The sequence below is a fragment of the Pseudomonas putida genome, from assembly GCF_001976065.1.
GTDB lineage: Bacteria > Pseudomonadota > Gammaproteobacteria > Pseudomonadales > Pseudomonadaceae > Aquipseudomonas > Aquipseudomonas serbica.
In genome coordinates this window covers 2,501-21,679 of the sequence record NZ_MNAH01000004.1, presented here as the reverse complement: position 1 = coordinate 21,679, position 19,179 = coordinate 2,501, and the positions used below count along the sequence as shown (strand labels likewise).

Below are 19,179 nucleotides of genomic sequence, written 5' to 3'. Positions count from 1 at the left end.
ACGAGGCACCTCATGATCCGCGAAGAATTCCTGCGTTTGGCCGCTGCCGGCTACAACCGCATCCCGCTTGCCTGCGAAACCCTGGCCGACTTCGACACGCCGCTGTCGATCTACCTGAAACTGGCCGACGAGCCCAACTCGTACCTGCTGGAGTCCGTGCAGGGCGGCGAAAAGTGGGGCCGTTACTCGATCATCGGCCTGCCGTGTCGCACCGTGCTGCGGGTGCATGACCATCACGTCAGCGTGACCATCGACGGCGTCGAGACTGAAAGCCACGATGTGGAAGACCCACTGGCCTTCGTCGAAGCCTTCAAGGCTCGTTACAACGTGCCGACCATCGCAGGCCTGCCGCGCTTCAACGGCGGCCTGGTGGGCTATTTCGGTTATGACTGCGTACGTTATGTGGAAAAGCGTTTGGGCAAGTGCCCGAACCCGGATCCGCTGGGCGTACCGGACATCCTGCTGATGGTGTCCGACGCGGTGGTGGTGTTCGACAACCTCGCAGGCAAGATGCATGCAATTGTCCTGGCTGACCCGTCTCAGGAAGACGCCTTCGAGCAAGGTCGCGCGCGCCTGGAGGAATTGCTGGGAAAACTCCGTCAGCCTATCACCCCGCGCCGCGGCCTGGACTTCAGCAAGCAGCAGGCGGCTGATCCGGTATTCCGCTCCAGCTTCACCCAGGACGACTACGAAAAAGCCGTCGACACCATCAAGGAATACATCCTGGCCGGTGACTGCATGCAGGTCGTGCCGTCGCAGCGCATGTCGATCGACTTCAAGGCCGCGCCAATCGATCTGTATCGGGCATTGCGGTGCTTCAACCCGACGCCATATATGTACTTCTTCAACTTCGGCGACTTCCACGTCGTCGGCAGTTCGCCTGAAGTGCTGGTGCGGGTTGAAGACAATCTGATCACCGTGCGCCCGATCGCGGGCACCCGTCCACGGGGAGCGACCGAAGAGGCCGATCTGGCGCTGGAAAAAGACCTGCTGTCGGACGACAAGGAAATCGCCGAGCACCTGATGCTGATCGACCTAGGTCGAAACGACACCGGTCGAGTCTCGGAGATCGGCTCGGTGAAACTCACCGAGAAGATGGTGATCGAGCGTTATTCCAACGTGATGCACATCGTGTCCAACGTCACCGGCCAATTGAAGGCCGGCCTGACGGCGATGGATGCGCTGCGGGCGATCCTGCCGGCGGGCACCTTGTCCGGCGCACCGAAGATCCGCGCGATGGAAATCATCGACGAACTGGAGCCGGTCAAGCGCGGTGTCTACGGCGGTGCCGTGGGCTACTTTGCCTGGAACGGCAACATGGACACCGCCATTGCCATCCGTACGGCGGTGATCAAGAACGGCGAGCTGCACGTGCAGGCCGGTGGTGGCATCGTCGCCGACTCGGTGCCGGCACTGGAATGGGAAGAAACCCTGAACAAGCGCCGCGCGATGTTCCGTGCCGTGGCCCTGGCCGAACAAACCCCGGACGCCTGATTTCGCCACTAACCCTGTGGGAGCGAGCCTGCTCGCGATAGCGGTGGGTCTGACAACATCAATGTTGGCTGTGCTGGCCTCTTCGCGAGCAGGCTCGCTCCCACCAAAGACCTCACCACCATAAAAAAACGCGGCGCCTGTGAGGGCGCCGCGTTTTTTATGCCTGCTGTTCGCTGAATCAGAAATCCAGCGCAACCCCAACGGTAATCCCTTGCTGGGTAAAGTCATCATCCTTGCGCAACGTGTACCCGCCGCGCAGCGCCAGATCGGCCGTCAACTTGTGGCTGATGCCCAGGCTCAGGCGATTCAAATGGCTCTGCGGAGTATAGCCATCAAGCCTGAAGTCGAGGGAAGGCAGGCTGTTGAGGGCAATGTTCACCTTCTGCACGTCGTCGTCATACTCACGCTCGTAGGCATATTCGCCAAACACTTGGGTCTGCGGGGTGATCCGGTATTTACCCTGCAGTCCGGCGCCGAGTCGTTTTGAATCGCGTTTCTGGTCATCAAAAGTCAGCGCCGTGGAACGAATGGAGTTTTCCGAGTAACCGTCCACTTCCACTTTCGCATAGTCGGCGCTGATGAACGGCGACAAGTGCCATTCACTGCCCGGCTGTGCAATGTCATAGCCCAGGCGTGTGCTGAAGGCCCAGAGATAGCCGTCGGTGTCGCCTTTCTCCGCGCCTTCGCCCGCACCCAGATCGAATTTGCGCTTGAGATTATCGTAATCCAGCTTGCCGCCGGTCAACGCGGCATCCGCCCACCAACGGTTCTGCTGGAACTGGGCGAATGCCGTGGCCAGGTAGCTGTTGAGTTTGTAGTCCGAGTCGTTATCGCCAGCCTCCAGATCCTGACGATAGAAACCAGCCGCCACACCCACGCGCCAGGCTTCGTTGAGACGATAGCTGCCGCCGATGTTCAAGCTGTAGCCGTTGCCATCGGCGTCGGCGCCACTGCTTTGGTGATCGACATCGAGATGCTGGCCACCCCCGGCCACAATGGCGCGCCACTGACCGACCGCTTGCCAGTTTTCCCAGTCGGATTGCCACTGGCTGCGCAGTTCATCCTGATGCGCGCGTAGCGTGGCGTGGGCCATTTCTGGCAGCAGCGTCAGTTCCCAAGGTGCAGCGAGTAAGGAATAGGCGTAGTCCGACACCAACTTTTGCCCCGCCTCGGTCGGATGCACCCCGTCGTTGTAAATCAGCTGGCTGGGGTCCGGGTTGGCGCTGTTGATGCCAAAGGTAGCGTTTTCGGTGCAGCCGTCACCGCTGAAGCAGGTCGCCGTCAGGTTTTGCCCGGTAGCAAAACCGAACCGCGCAGGGTCGGCGAAGGTTTCCTGCAACAGCAGGGGAATGTTCAGGGGAATGATTTCGGCATCGATTCCCGCCAGTCGAGTGACCAGTTGCCGGTTGAAGGCCGCGCTCAGTTGCGAAGTGGGTCCCTGCAGAGGGCTGCCATTGATGGCAGGTGTCAGTCCCAGGTCGGGCAACAGCCAGACCATGATGTAGCGGGCACCGGCCGTTTGCAGAACCTGGACGCTGTTTGCCAGGCGGTCCGCCGCGGCATTCGCCTGGGCGCCACTTTGCACGCGCCCCTGAAGAAAGTCGTTGCCGCCGCCGGAGAGGTAATACAGTGCATTCGGGTCGGCGCGCAAATTATTGGCTGGCAAGTAACCCGCGCGCGCGCGTTCACCCGTGGCGGATACGGTGGTGATTGATTCGAGGATCTGATCGGTGCGGTAGCCGCCGACGGCCCAGTTATTGCCATCTGGCAGGCCTTGGGCGGCGCGGGCGGCTGAAGTCGAAGCGGCGGTCTGGTCCGCGGAGAACCCGAGCCTGCCCCCAAGCAGTTGAGTCGAGTTGGCGGAATAGGCTTCGCCGCTGCCGTCCTGATAAGTCGGCCCGGTTCGGTTGGTGAAGCGCAGGGTCGAACCGGGAGGGCCGCCCGTGTCGGTAAACTGCCCCGCATCATTGAGGCTGTCACCGAAGACAATGAAATTCGAATAAGGATTGGGCGCCGCGATCGCCTGGGCGCAGGCCATGGCGAGCAGGCAACCGGCAAGGGGTGCAAACAGCGTCTGTCTGATCATGAGCAAGTCCGTTTGGTTATTGTTTTAGTGGGTGAGACGACAGTGCCAAAAAACTATAGAAGCTGATGCCATTCGGCGCGAACCTGGCGAATGTTGCGCTCGCTTCGATCGCCCCATATTGCACGCTCTGCCCAGCTAAGTTACTGTGCCGAGACGTATAAATGAGACCTTCCCCGTGTTGATCGTCAGCAAACTCCTGGATCAAGTCATCAAGGCACACGCCCGCTGGCGTTGGCGCGCCTGAATCCTTCTGCCGGCCCGGCCGGATCTTTACCGCTTTGCCTTCTTTATTCGTGACAACGCGCTTTGCTTCGCGATTCCAGCGACCGCCAAAGTGCAGGACGCTGCGGGTAAATCATTCGAAGGCTGTATTAAGTCAGTGAATTTTAGAGGTTCTTAACGCCATGTTGCTGATGATCGATAACTACGACTCTTTTACCTACAACGTTGTGCAATACCTTGGTGAGCTGGGCTCCCAGGTCAAAGTCGTGCGCAACGATGAACTCACCGTTGCCGAAATCGAAGCGCTCAACCCTGAGCGCATCGTCGTCTCTCCCGGTCCTTGCACCCCGACCGAAGCTGGGGTCTCGATTGACGTGATCAAGCACTTTGCTGGCAAACTGCCGATTCTTGGTGTTTGCCTGGGGCATCAGTCCATCGGCCAGGCCTTTGGTGGTGATGTGGTTCGCGCGCGTCAGGTCATGCACGGCAAGACCAGCCCGGTGTTCCACGAAGACAAGGGTGTGTTCGCCGGCCTGAACATGCCGCTGACGGTCACCCGCTATCACTCATTGATCGTCAAGCGCGCAACCCTGCCTGACTGCCTCGAGCTGACCGCCTGGACCCAACTGGAGGACGGCTCGGTCGACGAGATCATGGGTCTGCGCCACAAGACCCTGAACATCGAAGGCGTGCAGTTCCACCCTGAGTCGATCCTCACCGAACAAGGTCACGAACTGTTTGCCAACTTCCTCAAACAAACCGGCGGCACGCGCTAAGGACTATTCATGAATATCAAGACAGCCTTGGGCCGTATCGTCGATCACCTCGACCTCAGCACCGAAGAGATGCGCGACGTGATGCGCGAAATCATGACCGGCCAATGCACGGATGCGCAGATCGGCGCGTTCATGATGGCCATGCGCATGAAAAGCGAAAGCATCGACGAAATCGTCGGTGCCGTGTCGGTCATGCGTGAGCTGGCGGACCAGGTCGAACTCAAGACACTCGACGGTGTAGTCGACGTAGTCGGTACTGGCGGTGACGGTGCCAACATCTTCAACGTGTCGACCGCTTCTTCCTTTGTGGTCGCGGCGGCCGGGTGCACGGTGGCCAAGCACGGCAACCGCGCGGTCTCGGGTAAAAGCGGCAGTGCCGACTTGCTGGAGGCGGCCGGTATCTACCTGAACCTGACCCCGATCCAGGTGGCGCGCTGCATCGATAACGTCGGCATCGGCTTCATGTTTGCCCAGACCCATCACAGCGCCATGAAACACGCCGCCGGCCCGCGCAAGGAACTCGGTTTGCGCACCTTGTTCAACATGCTCGGCCCGCTTACGAATCCGGCTGGCGTGAAACATCAGGTGGTGGGCGTATTCACTCAGGCGCTATGCCGGCCATTGGCCGAAGTCTTGCAGCGTCTGGGCAGCAAGCATGTGCTGGTGGTGCATTCGAAGGACGGCCTGGACGAATTCAGCCTGGCGGCACCGACCTTTGTCGCGGAACTGAAAAACGATCAGATCAGCGAATATTGGGTCGAACCGGAAGACCTGGGCATGAAAAGCCAGAGCCTGCATGGTCTGGCCGTGGAAAGCCCGGCTGCATCCCTGGAGCTGATCCGCGATGCCCTGGGCAAGCGCAAGACCGAAAACGGTCAGAAAGCTGCCGAGATGATCGTGCTCAATGCCGGTGCCGCGTTGTACGCCGCCGACCATGCGAGCAGTTTGAAAGAGGGTGTTGCCCTGGCGCACGATGCGCTGCACACCGGCCTTGCTCGGGAGAAACTCGAGGAGCTGGGTGCATTTACCGCGGTATTCAAAGTGGAGAATGAGGGATGAGTGTACCGACGGTTCTGGAAAACATTCTGGCGCGCAAGGTTGAAGAAGTTGCCGAGCGTAGTGCTCGCGTCAGCCTCGCCGAGCTGGAAAGTCTGGCCAAGGCGGCCGATGCACCCCGTGGTTTTGCCAAGGCTTTGCTGGATCAGGCCAAGCTGAAAGAGCCGGCAGTGATTGCTGAAATCAAGAAAGCTTCGCCGAGCAAGGGCGTTATCCGCGAGAATTTCGTTCCCGCCGATATTGCCAAGAGCTACGAGAAGGGCGGCGCGACCTGCCTGTCGGTACTCACCGATATCGATTATTTCCAAGGTGCCGATCTTTACCTGCAGCAGGCCCGCGCGGCGTGCAAACTGCCGGTGATCCGCAAGGATTTCATGATCGATCCGTACCAGATCGTCGAAGCCCGCGCCCTCGGCGCCGACTGCGTACTGTTGATCGTCTCCGCCCTGGACGACGTGAAAATGGCCGAACTGGCAGCCGTGGCCAAAGGCGTCGGCCTCGATGTGCTGGTTGAAGTCCACGATGGCGACGAGCTGGAGCGGGCCTTGAAAACCCTCGACACCCCGCTGGTCGGCGTCAACAATCGCAACCTGCACACCTTCGAGGTCAACCTGGAAACCACCCTCGACCTGTTGCCGCGTATCCCGCGCGATCGTCTGGTGGTCACCGAAAGCGGCATCCTCAATCGCGCCGATGTCGAGTTGATGGAAATCAGCGACGTCTACGCGTTCCTGGTTGGCGAGGCGTTCATGCGCGCCGAAAGCCCGGGTACCGAACTGCAACGCCTGTTCTTCCCGGAGCGCGGCATTCCTGTCAGCGGCTCGACCCTCGACTAAAAAAGCATCGCGAGCATGCTCGCTCCTACAGGGTTGGGGGTAACCACCATCAACTGTGGGAGCGAGCCTGCTCGCGATAGCGGCATAAGAAACACCACAGACTTTTTGTCTTACGGAGTACCTTGTGACCTCACCTGTTTCTCTGACCATCGAAGCCGGCCTGCAAGCCGAACAGGATCTGCTGGCCTCGATCTGTGCCGGCGACGCGGAATTTGGCCTGCTGTTCTGGCAGCCCAGCGACCGGGCATTAGTGATGCCGCGCCGCTTGAATCGCTTGCCAGGGTTCGAAGCAGCCTGTGAGGTGTCCGCGGCGGCGGGTTGGCCCGTATTGTTGCGCGACACCGGTGGCGAACCTGTTCCGCAATCGGCCACGACCATCAACATCGCCCTGGTCTACGCGCCGCCGCGCAGCGAAGGTGATCTGAACCGTATCGAGACGGGCTACCGGCGTCTGTGCGATCCGATCTGCCAGTTGCTGGACGAGTTGGGCGGCACGTCGTCGCTGGGCGAAATCGACGGCGCGTTCTGTGATGGCCGGTTCAACGTCAACCTGGATGGGCGCAAGATGGTCGGCACCGCCCAGCGCTGGCGCCAGAGTCAGGGAGGTCAACGCCCGGTAGGACTTGTACACGGTGCAATGCTGCTGGATAACGACCGCGTTTCGATGGTCGCGGCCGTCAATCGCTTCAGCGAGGCCTGCAGCCTGGAGCAACGGGTGCGCGCCGAAAGCCACATCGCCTTGCATGAGAAGTTCACCGCACCGGATGCGCTGGAACGTCTCGATGCGCTCTACCGACGAATGCTGGCGCAAATGTTCAGCGGCTGAGTCTTCGAACTTAGCGCGTACCGAAGACCACCATGGTTTTGCCTTTGACGTCCACCAGGTTGCGCTCTTCCAGATCCTTGAGCACGCGTCCGACCATCTCCCGGGAACAACCGACGATCCGTCCGATTTCCTGACGGGTCACCTTGATCTGCATGCCGTCGGGGTGGGTCATGGCGTCTGGCTGTTTGCACAGCTCAAGCAGACAGCGGGCGACACGACCGGTTACGTCGAAAAACGCCAGGTCACCGACCTTACGGGTGGTGTTACGCAGGCGTTGTGCGATTTGTCCGCTCAATACGTAAAGAATGTCCGGGTCCTGCTGCGACAATTCGCGGAATTTCGCGTAACTGATTTCCGCCACTTCGCATTCGACCTTGGCTCGCACCCAGGCGCTGCGTTCCTGTTCCAGGCCGGCCTGCTCGAACAGACCCAATTCACCGAAAAAATCCCCGGCGTTCAGGTAGGCGATGATCATTTCTCGACCGTCGTCGTCTTCGATCAGGATGGTGACCGAACCCTTGATGATGAAGAACAGCGTCTCCGAACGGTCGCCGGCGCAAATGATGTTGCTCTTGGCCTGATAGCGACGGCGCTGGCAATGCATCAGAAGCTTGTCGAGGTTTTTCATCTTGGGGGTGGGGGCAATAGCAACCATGGTTGTATCCCGAAAAGACTCACGGTGGTGTTGGATTTATTTATGAACTGCGGACATTGGGGCAAAGCTGGCCAGGCGCCAGCGAATTGGCGCCAGCTTACCAGACACTTCTTGCAATATTCGAGATTTTACCTACAGCGTCGCAGGTTATGTCCTAGGACGGCGATCACTGTCAATCCAGGGGCCTGTGCTAAGCTGGCGACCCTTTTTTTAGACAGTGGAGTCTTGGCGATGAAGGCACGCATCCAATGGGCTGGCGAAGCCATGTTCCTCGGCGAATCCGGCAGCGGTCATGTCGTGGTCATGGACGGTCCGCCCGATGCCGGCGGTCGTAACCTGGGTGTCCGGCCGATGGAAATGCTCCTGCTGGGTGTAGGCGGTTGCAGCAATTTCGACGTGGTCAGCATCCTCAAGAAGTCCCGTCAGGCGGTCGAGAGTTGTGAAGCCTTCCTTGAAGCCGAGCGTGCAACCGAAGATCCAAAGGTGTTCACCAAGATCCACATGCATTTTGTGGTCAAGGGCCGCGGCCTGAAGGAAGCGCAGGTCAAGCGCGCCATCGAACTGTCCGCCGAGAAGTATTGCTCGGCGTCGATCATGCTCGGGGCGGCCGGTGTCGAGATCACCCACGACTACGAAATCATCGAGCTGGGTTGAATCGAGATCAAAAAAAGGCGACTGCCTCACGGCAGTCGCCTTTTTTGTTGCTGGCGCAGCCGGTCAGATCCGATAAGTACTCTTGGTCATGACCTTGGCCAGCAAGCTCATACCGAACTTCACCGGCGCCGGAAAGCGGAAACCGCCAGCCTCCAGTGCGCTTTCGGCGTGCTGCTCTTCATCGATACGCATCTGCTCGAGGATCGCCCGAGACTTTTCATCCTCGGCCGGCAGTTGCTCCAGGTGTTCGTTCAAGTGCTTGCACACCTGATCTTCCGTTGCTGCGACAAAACCCAGGCTGACTTTGTCGCTGATCAGGCCTGCCACCGCACCAATTCCGAACGACATGCCATAGAACAGTGGATTGAGAATGCTGGTGTGGCTGCCCAACTGATGAATGCGTTGTTCGCACCATGCCAAATGGTCGACTTCTTCTTCAGCGGCGTGCTCCATGGCGACGCGCACTTGCGGCAGCCTGGCAGTCAGGGCCTGGCCTTGATACAGCGCCTGGGCGCAGACTTCTCCGGTGTGATTGATGCGCATCAGCCCGGCAACGTGGCGGGTGTCTTCGTCACTCATTTTCGCATCGGGTTGCACGATGGCCGGCGACGGACGGTAGGGCTGGCCGCTGAAGGGCAACAGGGTACGCATCGCAGCATCGGCTTGCAGCAGAAGGCGATCAATCGGCGAGTAGTGACGTTGGGTAGTCATGCTGACCTCCGGAGGAATCTCGGTGGCCAGTTTAACCCAATCGGCCGGGGAAGGTTTGCGCTGGGACATTGCGACGCAGGCAGTATCTACAGGAGCCCGGCTAGCTTCGGGCGCGTTCCGACGAAGGCGATCTCAATCGCGCCATCGTCGGCACGGGAAAATATGAATCAGCCCGGCGGCCAGTGCATCTGGCGCTGACCCAGCACATGCATATGAATGTGATAGACAGTCTGCCCGCCTTCTTCATTGCAGTTCATGACAACGCGAAAACCTTTTTCGCAACCCAGTTCCTTGGCCAGGCGCTGGGCGGTGAACAGGATGTGTCCAGCCAGCGCCTTGTCGTCCTCGGTCAGGTCGTTCAGGGTGCGTACCGGTTTTTTCGGAATCACCAGAAAGTGCACCGGTGCCTGTGGGGCGATGTCGTGGAAGGCCAGCACCTGGTCGTCCTCGTAAATGATTTTCGCCGGGATTTCCCGGTTGATGATCTTGGTGAACAGAGTATCCACAGCTGTTTCTCCGTTGTTTGGGCTGGCCTGAGTGTACCCATGGAGGCTGCACCAGCCCAGTGTTTTACCGCAGGGCGATTCAACGCGGGCAGTGGGCCTTGATGACCATGCCGGTGATTGTCCGGATCAGCCAGCGCGAGCCGAACCGGGGCAGGGTGGCGAACCAGCGATTGCGTCGCCCGGGAATAATGATTGCGCGATTCTTCTCCAGGGCGCGCACGGTATAGAGCGCGACTTCCTCCGGACTCATCAGCAGTTTACTGTTGGCAAGCTTGTCGTTGTTCAATTGCGCGGTGCGGAAAAACGCTGTGCGGGTCGGGCCGGGGCAGAGCACCGAGACCTTGACCGCGCACTTTTTCAGCTCGACGCGCAGGCCTTCGGAAAAGTGCAGCACATAGGCCTTGCTGGCATAGTAAGTGCTCATCCACGGACCGGGCTGGAACGCCGCGACCGAAGCGACGTTCAGGATCTGCCCGCCACCCTGCAACGCCATGCTGTTACCGATGGCGTGGCACAGGCGAGTGAGCGCCAGAATGTTCACTTCGATCAGGTCCTGCTCGGTCATCCAGTCCTGCGCCAGGAACGGGCCGCAAGTGCCGATCCCGGCACAGTTGACCAGCAGGTCTATCTGCCGGTCACCTTCCTCCAGCTCCAGAAGGAATCCTGAGAGGCGCAGCGGCTCGCCCAGATCGCAGGCACGGAACAATACTTCCACGCCAAAACGTTGGGTCAGTTCGATCGCAATGCTTTCCAGCTGATCACGCTGTCGGGCCACCAGAATCAGGCTGCGGCCGCGCCGGGCCAGCGCTTCGGCCATCGCCAGGCCGATGCCGCTGGAAGCGCCAGTGATCAGAGCGTAACGGGTCATGCCATTCTCCATCGCAACAGCTCCGCGCCGCGACGCAGGTGTCACGGGCGGGGAGCGCTGTTCATTCTTTCGCAGAGTCTACAGGGGGCGGGGCTTCTTCGGCTGCATCGGCCGGGGAATTTGCTTCAGGTTCGACATCGACATCGATTTCATCGGTGGTGACCGAGCCGCTTTGGTAGCTGCTCTCGAGGCTGTCTTCATATTCTTGCTGGATGGCCGAGATGCCACCCATCATCGCACCGACGCCAAACAGCCCGATAAACACAATCCACAATGCACACAAGACCTTGACCGCCGTGCTGTTGGGCGGGGGAGGCGGGCCATAGCGGTTGGCGCCGGTATTGCCTGGCACGAGCATGATCACCAGCGGGAAAAAACTGCCAATGAACGGAACCAGGTGCAGGAGCCAGAGCCAGCCCGACCAGCCGATATCATGCAAGCGCTGAACGCTGAACAGAACGCCGACAACCATGAACACCAGGAACAGCAAGAAGGCCAGGATGCCACCGAGGATCAGTCCGGTGGTGGAATTCCCGCTGACCAGGCCAAGGCCGATGAGCGCAACCACGCCGACAATGGGCAGGGTCACCAGGCTGAGCACCAAGGTCCACGCCAGAAAACGCAGGCGTCCGATTCGGCCTTCGACGCTGAAAGGCTTGAGCGCGGCGAATGCCGGCAGTTTTTCGCCAACGCGGGCCTGTGGCGGTGCATAAGGGGAGAGCGGCTCAGCTGCGGGGGATTGCTCATGAACGTCAGCCAGGTCCAGTTCGATCGAAGGCTCCACCTCGATCCGGGCATCGACGCCAGTGTTCTTCAGGGCTTGGAGATAGGTCTGCGCATCCGCCTGCGACAGGTCGCGCTTGAGTGTGACCGGTCGACCATTGAACAGGCGCTCGATGGCGTTGACGTCGCTCTTGAACAGTGCAGCGAGATTGAGTTTGGCGGTGTTGATATCAACACCCGGCAGCAGCGCGCCGTCGAACACGATCTTGTAACGGTTTCCGCTCATTACCGAGGCATCCTTGTCGCGATTCATTGCTACGAATGGCCAGCCGCGGCTGGCCCGGTTGTTCAGCGCGGCCAGCGTTGGCCCAGTTGCGCTGCTTGTTCCTGTGCCTTGCGGTATTCGGCGTCGAGGCGCGCTATCAACTGTTCGACACTCGGCAAGTCATCGATTTCGCCTACGCCCTGGCCCGCGGACCACACGGTTTTCCAGGCTTTGGCTTCGTCGCTGATGGGCTTGAGCTTGGAACCGAAATTGATCTCGCCCTTGTTTTGCAGCGCTGCCATGTCGAACCCTGCGGCCTCCAGGCTCTGGCGCATGAAACTCGCCGGTACACCAGACACCGCTGGAGTATGGATGATGTCTGCCGCTCTGGAGTTCAGCAGCATCTCTTTGTAGGCATCCGGTGCATGACTTTCGGTAGTACCGATAAAACGCGTGCCGAAGTAGGCCAGGTCGGCGCCGAGCAATTGCGCGGCGAGAATTTCGTGGCCGTGGTTCAGGCACCCAGCCAGCAGCAGTGTCTTGTCGAAGAACTGGCGGATCTCGGCGATCAACGAGAACGGGCTCCAGGTCCCGGCATGCCCACCGGCACCCGCAGCGACGGCGATCAGACCGTCTACACCGGCCTCGGCGGCTTTCTCCGCATGGCGGCGAGTCGTCACATCATGGAATACCAGGCCGCCGTAGCTGTGGACAGCATCGACCACTTCCTTCACGGCGCCGAGACTGGTGATCACGATCGGCACTTTGTGTTCGATACAGATGTCCAGATCCGCCTGCAATCGCGGATTACTGTGGTGCACAATCAGGTTCACCGCATAGGGCGCGGGATTTTCCAGTGCCGCCAGCCCGGCCTCGATTTCTTCCAGCCAGGCTTTGAAGCCGCTGCTCTCGCGCTGGTTCAGCGCCGGAAAGCTGCCGACCACGCCATTGCCGCAGCAGGCGAGCACCAGTTGCGGGTTGGAAATCAGGAACATCGGCGCCGCCACCACGGGCAGACGCAAGCGTTGTTCGAGCAGAGCGGGCAGCGACATTGGAATACCCCGGTGATTTGTGCCTGTTGATTTAAAACGGCCGGACGACGACCAGAATTACGATAGCCAGCAATATCAGGACCGGCACTTCATTGAACCAGCGATAAAAGACATGGCTGCGGGTGTTCTCGCCACGGGCAAAGCGCTTCACTTGCGCGCCGCACATGTGGTGGTAGCCGATCAGCAACACCACCAGGGTCAGTTTGGCGTGTATCCAGCCACCCTGGCTAAAGATGCCTGGGTTGAGGTAGATGAGCCAGCCACCGAAGATCAGTGTGGCGATCATCGCCGGCCCCATGATGCCCCGATACAGCTTGCGCTCCATGATGCTGAAGCGCTCCTTGCTGACAGTGTCTTCGCTTTGGGCGTGATAGACGAACAGCCGCGGCAGGTAGAACAGGCCGGCAAACCAGCAGACGACACTGATGATGTGGAAAGCTTTGAGCCACAGATAAAGCATTTTTAGTTATTCCCAGGTTCACGGTAGCCCGGATAGTAGTAGCTTGAGGCTCCGCACGTCACCTTGCCGGTTGTCGCAGGACGATACGGGCCCTATTATCGACGGCTTTCCAGTGGGTTCGTTGAGGGCAGGTTTATGGTCAAGGTCGGTATCGTCGGCGGCACGGGTTACACCGGTGTCGAACTGTTGCGTCTGTTGGCACAGCATCCGCAAGCTGAAGTGGTGGTGATCACTTCCCGATCCGAGGCTGGACTGGCCGTGGCCGACATGTACCCGAACCTGCGAGGCCACTACGACGGCCTGGCGTTCAGCGTTCCGGACATCAAGACCCTGGGCGCCTGTGACGTGGTGTTCTTTGCCACCCCTCACGGCGTTGCGCATGCCCTGGCGGGCGAACTGCTGGCAGCCGGCACCAAGGTCATCGACCTGTCCGCGGACTTCCGCCTGCAGGATGCTGATGAATGGGCCAAGTGGTACGGTCAGCCGCACGGTGCGCCAGAACTGCTGGATGAAGCGGTCTACGGTTTGCCGGAAGTCAATCGCGAACAGATCAAAAAAGCACGCCTGATTGCCGTGCCGGGCTGCTATCCAACCGCCACTCAATTGGGTTTCCTGCCGTTGCTCGAAGCAGGCCTGGCCGATGCTTCGCGCCTGATCGCCGACTGCAAGTCCGGCGTCAGCGGTGCCGGTCGTGGGGCTGCCGTCGGTTCGCTGTACTCCGAGACGTCGGAAAGCATGAAGGCTTACGCCGTCAAAGGGCATCGCCACCTGCCGGAAATTCGCCAGGGTCTGCGTCGTGCAGCGGGCAAGGACGTTGGCCTGACCTTCGTTCCGCACCTGACGCCGATGATCCGCGGCATTCACTCCACGCTTTACGCAACTGTCGTCGATCGCTCGGTAGACCTGCAGGCACTGTTTGAAAAACGTTATGCCAACGAACCGTTCGTCGACGTCATGCCTGCCGGCAGTCACCCGGAAACCCGCAGCGTGCGCGGCGCCAACGTGTGTCGGATTGCCGTGCACCGTCCACAGGATGGTGACCTGGTGGTGGTGTTGTCGGTGATCGACAACCTGGTCAAAGGCGCGTCGGGTCAGGCCGTGCAGAACATGAACATCCTGTTCGGCCTGGATGAGCGTCTGGGCCTGTCCCACGCCGGCATGCTGCCGTAAGCTTTATCGTGCACAGCAAAAGGCCCGTCTGACGGGCCTTTTTGCATTCCAGGCCGGCGCCTCGATTGGTTGATATACCATAACAATAGTTGACCGCTTTTCTAGGAGAAGCGGATAATGCGCGTCATCACGCAATATGACGGCGTAACGCCGGGAGATAGTCAGCATGAGCGTCGAATCCTTCACCCCCACGGCTTTGCAATTCACCCACGGTGCCGCGCACAAGGTGAAGAGCCTGGTCGATGAAGAGGGGAATGATCGCTTGAAGCTGCGCGTATTCGTTACGGGCGGCGGTTGTTCAGGTTTTCAGTACGGCTTCACTTTCGATGAAGAAGTGGCCGATGACGACACCATCGTTGAGCGCGAAGGTGTGAGTCTGGTCGTCGATCCGATGAGCTTCCAGTACCTGGCAGGAGCCGAGGTGGATTATCAGGAAGGTCTGGAAGGCTCGCGTTTCGTCATCAAGAACCCGAACGCTACCACCACCTGTGGCTGTGGCTCTTCGTTCTCGATCTGATCAGCGCGTCCGTATCATCAAAACGCCGCATGACCCTGAGGTCCTGCGGCGTTTTGCTGTCCGGCATTCAGGCCGGGTAGATGGCACCGAGTACGCGCAGCCCGCGGGCGCCGGTGACGCTCGGGCGATTGGCCGCAATACCTTCCAGGCAGCAGTGGGCCAGCCAGGCGAAGGCCATGGCTTCGACCCAGTCCGGGTCCACGCCGTGAGTGGCGGTGCTGCTGACGGTCGCATTCGGTAGCAGGCTGGCCAGGCGTTTCATCAGTGCGGTGTTGTGCGCGCCACCGCCGCAGACCAGCAGTTCCCGGGTATCAACCTGGGCAGTTTGCAGCGATTCGATGATGGTCAGCGCCGTCAGTTCCAGCAGTGTTGCCTGCACATCCTCGGCAGCGAAGGTCGGCAGCGCTGCCAGATGGCGGGTCAGCCAGGGCAGGTTGAAGACTTCCCGGCCGGTACTCTTTGGGCCCTTTGTCACGAAGAAAGGATCGCTGAGCAGCGCGTTCAACAGTAGCGGTTCGATCTTGCCGCTGGCAGCCCATTGGCCATCACGGTCAAAGTTGTCACCGCGTTGCTGGTGAATCCAGGCGTCCAGCAACACATTACCCGGCCCACAGTCGAACCCAGCGACAGGCTCGCCGGGTTCAATCAGGCTGAGGTTGCTGAATCCACCCACGTTGAGTACGGCGCGATTGCCGGCCCGTTCTTCAAAAAGCGCTTCGTGAAAGGCAGGAACCAGTGGCGCGCCTTGCCCGCCAGCGGCGACATCGCGGCTGCGGAAATCACTGACCACCGTGATACCGGTCAGCTCGGTCAGCAGGGCTGGATTGCCGATTTGCACCGTGAAGCCACGCGCTGGCTCATGGCGAATGGTCTGCCCGTGACTGCCAATCGCGCGAATGTCTTCAGGTTTGAGTTGCTGTTGTGCAAGGAGAGCGTTAATGCCCTGCGCCGCCAGCTTCACCCAGTTCTGTTGGGCGATGGCGGAGCGGGCAATCTCGTCCGGACCGCTGGCGCACAAGCCAAGCAGCTCGGCGCGCAGGGAGTCGGGCATCGGGATGTAGTGGCTGGCGATCAGCCTGATCGCCGGGCCTTGCTCGATCAGCGCTATGTCCAGGCCATCCAGGCTGGTTCCGGACATTACACCTATATAGAGCGCCATGGCTTAGCGCTTGGCCGAAGCCAGCTGGGTGGATTTTTCCTGGTCCATGCGCGCCATCAGCGGTTGGCTCTGCGCCAGGAAACGTGCGCGTTCGGCATTGGAAATCGGGTCGGCCATCGCTACTTTCTGGCCCAGTGGATCGACGTGGACGCCATTCACTTGGAATTCGTAGTGCAAATGCGGGCCGGTGGAGAGGCCGGTAGTGCCGATGTAGCCGATGACCTGGCCTTGCTTGACGGTGCCCCCAGTCTTGATGCCCTTGGCGAAGCCCTGCATGTGGCCGTAAAGCGTGCGGTAGGTATTGCCGTGTTGGAGGATTACGGTGTTGCCGTAACCACCGCGGCGACCTGCCAGCAGTACTTTGCCGTCACCGGCCGCCTTGATTGGCGTGCCGCGCGGCGCTGCGTAGTCGACGCCTTTGTGGGCGCGGATCTTGTTAAGGATCGGGTGCTTGCGGCCCATGGAAAATTTCGAGCTGATGCGGGCGAAGTCCACCGGGGTGCGGATGAAGGCCTTGCGCATGCTGTTGCCGTCAGCCGTGTAATAGCTGGTGTTGCCTTGCTTGTTGGTGTAGCGCACGGCGGTGTAGGTCTTACCGCGGTTGGTGAAGCGAGCGGACAGGATCGGGCCGTTACCGACCGCCTTTCCGTTGACCACTTTCTGTTCATAGATCACATCGAACTGGTCACCCTGGCGAATATCCTGGGCAAAGTCGACGTCGTAGCCGAATACGCTGGCCATGTCCATGGTCAGGCTATGCGACAGGCCAGCGCGGGCGGCGGACTGAGACAGCGAGCTGTTGATCACGCCGTGCACGTAGGCTGTGCGCACGGTGGGTTTGGCGGTCACGCGGTTGAAGCTGTAACCCTTGTCGTTCTTGGTCAGGGAGATGGTCTCCAGGTCACTGACCTTGCTGTGCAGGCTGGCCAGTTGGCCGTCAGGACCCAGTTCGAACTCGAGTTTCTGCCCATGCTTGAGCTGGCTGAATTGCTTGGCCTGTTTGCTGCTGGCCAGCAAGTCATGTACCGAAGGGGCGGGAAGGCCGACTTTCTCGAACAGAGTGGAGAGCGTGTCGCCTTTGCTGACGATCACTTCCCTGTGATTGGGCGCCTTCTTTTCTTCGGCAACCGGTGCGGGGGCTGCTACAGGCGCGGGTGCGGGTGCGGCTTGAGCTGTTTGCTGGGGCTCTTGCGCGCTGTCTTCGATCTGCGCAAAAGGAGACGCGACCGGATCATTTGTGGCCTGGACGGCTTCTGCAGCGTCTTGTTCTTGTGTCAGTTGTTCAGCAGGGCTTTCCAGTTCAAGGCTCAGGGTTGTCTTTTTAGCTTCGACATCACTGGAAGGAAATACCAGAAGCGCCAGGCTCAGAAGGGCAGCGATGCCACTCGCTGCGAGCAGGTGGGTCTTCGGGTAAAGCGGTGGCGCTTTAGACGATTCTTTGGTCATAAGTAGTGTTTTGACTTTGAAAAAGATGAATTGGAAAAGATGAATGACATGATGAAGATGAAATAACTGTATAAAATATAACCAAATCATCCCTGAAGCAAGTCCGCGCATGCTCTGCCAGCGGATTGGCGTCATTGCGCCGGCCAAACTTTGTATTTGCCGCGCGATCTTGTATGGTTGGTCCCCTTTGAATTCGAGCCTTGCGGGTCTGTTATGAAGTCGGTTGAAGAGCAGCTAGCGCTGATTAAACGTGGTGCGGAAGAACTGTTGGTCGAGTCCGAGCTGGTCGAAAAGCTCAAGCGTGGCCAGCCGCTGCGTATCAAGGCAGGCTTCGACCCGACTGCCCCTGATCTGCACCTGGGGCACACCGTGCTGATCAACAAGCTGCGCCAGTTCCAGGAGCTCGGTCACCAGGTGATCTTCCTGATTGGCGACTTCACCGGAATGATCGGCGATCCCAGCGGCAAGAGCGCAACGCGCCCTCCGCTGACCCGCGAGCAGGTTCTCGAGAATGCCGAGACCTACAAGACCCAGGTTTTCAAGATTCTCGATCCGGCCAAAACCGAGGTGGCATTCAACTCCACCTGGATGGATCAGATGGGGCCGGCTGATTTCATTCGCCTGACTTCGCAATACACCGTGGCGCGCATGCTTGAGCGCGATGACTTTGACAAGCGCTACACGACCAACCAGCCGATTGCCATTCACGAGTTCCTGTACCCATTGGTGCAAGGCTACGACTCGGTCGCCTTGCGCGCGGATGTCGAGCTCGGCGGTACCGACCAGAAGTTCAACCTGTTGATGGGGCGTGAGCTGCAGCGTGGTTACGGCCAGGAAGCCCAGTGCATTCTGACCATGCCATTGCTTGAGGGTCTGGATGGCGTGAAGAAGATGTCCAAGTCGCTGGGTAACTACGTTGGTATCCAGGAAGCGCCGGGCGTGATGTACAGCAAGCTGGTGTCCATTCCGGATGCGCTGATGTGGCGCTACTTCGAGCTGCTCAGCTTCCGTTCCATGGATGAGATTAATGCGTTCCGCGCCGATGTCGAGGCGGGTGCCAATCCCCGTGACATCAAGATCAAGCTGGCTGAAGAGATCGTTGCCCGTTTCCATGGTGAGGAGGCTGCGGCCAACGCTCATCGTGCGGCAGGCAATCGCATGAAGGACGGTGAGCTGCCGGACGATCTGCCCGAGATCGAATTGACGGCTACCGAAGATATGCCGATCGCTGCTGTCCTTAATAAGGCGGGGCTGGTGAAGAACTCGGCAGTGGCTCGCGATCTGCTCGGTTCCGGTGGTGTGCGTATCGATGGCGAGGTGGTCGATCGCTCCTTTATATATGCGCTCGGTGCAACCCACGTGTGCCAGGCGGGCAAGAAGGCATTTGCGCGTATTACGCTCAAACCTGAATAAACCTGAAACAAAAGGTTGACGGCGAATTACAGAAGCCTACAATTCGCCCCACTTCCGGCGCAGTCGAAACGGAAAACTCCCTGGTAAACAATGAGTTACGCAGTTTTCGACAGCAGCTTGCTTCAGTTCATCGAAGCCGGCAGGGAGTTGAAAAAGAGGTGTTGACAGCAGCGTGTAACGCTGTAGAATTCGCCTCCCGCTGATGAGAGATCTGAAGCGCAAGTGGTTGAAGTTGTTAAGGATTCCTTGAAAACTTCTGAAAAATAYCACTTGACAGCAAATGA

General features: G+C 59.5%; 19 protein-coding genes. 9 read left to right on the top strand and 10 right to left on the bottom strand.

The annotated features are described in order from the left end of the window. Positions 1–12: 12 nt before the first annotated feature. On the top strand, positions 13–1,494 hold the full coding sequence (gene trpE / locus BKX96_RS15325; RefSeq protein WP_046818171.1) for an anthranilate synthase component I: 1,482 nt from the start codon (positions 13–15) through the stop codon (positions 1,492–1,494). 178 nt (positions 1,495–1,672) lie between these two features. On the opposite strand, the gene estP is transcribed toward trpE, so the two are convergent. Continuing rightward, the gene (estP, locus tag BKX96_RS15320) at positions 1,673–3,580 is read right to left on the bottom strand and encodes an esterase EstP (RefSeq protein ID WP_046818170.1); all 1,908 of its coding nucleotides are present in this window, start codon (positions 3,578–3,580) and stop codon (positions 1,673–1,675) included. Positions 3,581–3,984: 404 nt separating this feature from the next. Between estP and BKX96_RS15315 the strand changes: the two genes are divergently transcribed. The 4 genes from BKX96_RS15315 to BKX96_RS15300 all read left to right on the top strand — a co-directional run bounded on the left by BKX96_RS15315 (position 3,985) and on the right by BKX96_RS15300 (position 7,296). Next, on the top strand, positions 3,985–4,578 hold the full coding sequence (locus BKX96_RS15315) for an aminodeoxychorismate/anthranilate synthase component II (RefSeq protein WP_046818169.1): 594 nt from the start codon (positions 3,985–3,987) through the stop codon (positions 4,576–4,578). A gap of 9 nt (positions 4,579–4,587) precedes the next feature. After that, positions 4,588–5,637: an anthranilate phosphoribosyltransferase gene (gene trpD / locus BKX96_RS15310; protein WP_046818168.1), complete on the top strand. Its 1,050-nt coding sequence runs from the start codon at positions 4,588–4,590 to the stop codon at positions 5,635–5,637. Then, positions 5,634–6,470 carry an indole-3-glycerol phosphate synthase TrpC gene (trpC, locus tag BKX96_RS15305; protein ID WP_046818167.1) on the top strand — a complete coding sequence of 279 codons (837 nt, stop codon included), beginning with the start codon at positions 5,634–5,636 and terminating at the stop codon, positions 6,468–6,470. The genes trpD and trpC overlap by 4 nt, the downstream gene beginning before the upstream one ends. A gap of 124 nt (positions 6,471–6,594) precedes the next feature. Then, positions 6,595–7,296 (top strand): lipoate--protein ligase family protein, encoded by a 702-nt coding sequence (locus tag BKX96_RS15300; protein WP_077184549.1) that lies wholly within the window; start codon positions 6,595–6,597, stop codon positions 7,294–7,296. Positions 7,297–7,306: 10 nt separating this feature from the next. Here BKX96_RS15300 and crp read toward each other — a convergent pair whose 3' ends face one another. Next, positions 7,307–7,951 carry a cAMP-activated global transcriptional regulator CRP gene (gene crp, locus BKX96_RS15295; RefSeq protein ID WP_046818165.1) on the bottom strand — a complete coding sequence of 215 codons (645 nt, stop codon included), beginning with the start codon at positions 7,949–7,951 and terminating at the stop codon, positions 7,307–7,309. 231 nt (positions 7,952–8,182) lie between these two features. Here crp and BKX96_RS15290 point away from each other — a divergent pair, with 231 nt between their 5' ends. Beyond that, entirely contained in the window at positions 8,183–8,605 is a 423-nt protein-coding gene (locus BKX96_RS15290; RefSeq protein ID WP_008061600.1) for an OsmC family protein, read from the top strand. A 63-nt stretch (positions 8,606–8,668) separates the two neighbouring features. Here the strand turns inward: BKX96_RS15290 and coq7 are convergent, their stop codons facing one another. The 6 genes from coq7 to hemJ form a co-directional block, all read right to left on the bottom strand. Beyond that, complete coding sequence (coq7, locus tag BKX96_RS15285; protein ID WP_046818716.1) at positions 8,669–9,316, bottom strand: 2-polyprenyl-3-methyl-6-methoxy-1,4-benzoquinone monooxygenase; 648 nt, start codon at positions 9,314–9,316, stop codon at positions 8,669–8,671. A 167-nt stretch (positions 9,317–9,483) separates the two neighbouring features. Further along, entirely contained in the window at positions 9,484–9,822 is a 339-nt protein-coding gene (locus tag BKX96_RS15280; RefSeq protein WP_017341091.1) for a histidine triad nucleotide-binding protein, read from the bottom strand. A 79-nt stretch (positions 9,823–9,901) separates the two neighbouring features. Beyond that, positions 9,902–10,690 carry an SDR family NAD(P)-dependent oxidoreductase gene (locus BKX96_RS15275; protein WP_077184547.1) on the bottom strand — a complete coding sequence of 263 codons (789 nt, stop codon included), beginning with the start codon at positions 10,688–10,690 and terminating at the stop codon, positions 9,902–9,904. 61 nt (positions 10,691–10,751) lie between these two features. After that, a complete protein-coding gene (locus BKX96_RS15270; RefSeq protein ID WP_077184545.1) occupies positions 10,752–11,699 on the bottom strand; it encodes a DUF805 domain-containing protein in 948 nt (315 codons plus the stop codon). A gap of 62 nt (positions 11,700–11,761) precedes the next feature. Continuing rightward, positions 11,762–12,730, bottom strand: a complete 969-nt coding sequence (locus tag BKX96_RS15265) for an NAD(P)H-dependent flavin oxidoreductase (RefSeq protein ID WP_077184543.1) — start codon at positions 12,728–12,730, stop codon at positions 11,762–11,764. A 31-nt stretch (positions 12,731–12,761) separates the two neighbouring features. After that, a complete protein-coding gene (gene hemJ, locus BKX96_RS15260; RefSeq protein WP_033038776.1) occupies positions 12,762–13,190 on the bottom strand; it encodes a protoporphyrinogen oxidase HemJ in 429 nt (142 codons plus the stop codon). A 135-nt stretch (positions 13,191–13,325) separates the two neighbouring features. Between hemJ and argC the strand changes: the two genes are divergently transcribed. Further along, on the top strand, positions 13,326–14,360 hold the full coding sequence (gene argC / locus BKX96_RS15255) for an N-acetyl-gamma-glutamyl-phosphate reductase (RefSeq protein ID WP_020798783.1): 1,035 nt from the start codon (positions 13,326–13,328) through the stop codon (positions 14,358–14,360). A gap of 166 nt (positions 14,361–14,526) precedes the next feature. Next, positions 14,527–14,877: an iron-sulfur cluster insertion protein ErpA gene (gene erpA, locus BKX96_RS15250; protein ID WP_007906865.1), complete on the top strand. Its 351-nt coding sequence runs from the start codon at positions 14,527–14,529 to the stop codon at positions 14,875–14,877. A 67-nt stretch (positions 14,878–14,944) separates the two neighbouring features. On the opposite strand, the gene BKX96_RS15245 is transcribed toward erpA, so the two are convergent. Beyond that, the gene (locus BKX96_RS15245; RefSeq protein ID WP_077184541.1) at positions 14,945–16,036 is read right to left on the bottom strand and encodes an anhydro-N-acetylmuramic acid kinase; all 1,092 of its coding nucleotides are present in this window, start codon (positions 16,034–16,036) and stop codon (positions 14,945–14,947) included. 3 nt (positions 16,037–16,039) lie between these two features. Next, entirely contained in the window at positions 16,040–17,482 is a 1,443-nt protein-coding gene (locus BKX96_RS15240) for a peptidoglycan DD-metalloendopeptidase family protein (protein WP_046818160.1), read from the bottom strand. 213 nt (positions 17,483–17,695) lie between these two features. Between BKX96_RS15240 and tyrS the strand changes: the two genes are divergently transcribed. Continuing rightward, positions 17,696–18,895, top strand: coding sequence for a tyrosine--tRNA ligase (gene tyrS / locus BKX96_RS15235; RefSeq protein WP_077184539.1), 1,200 nt, complete (start codon positions 17,696–17,698; stop codon positions 18,893–18,895). Positions 18,896–19,179 lie beyond the last annotated feature (284 nt).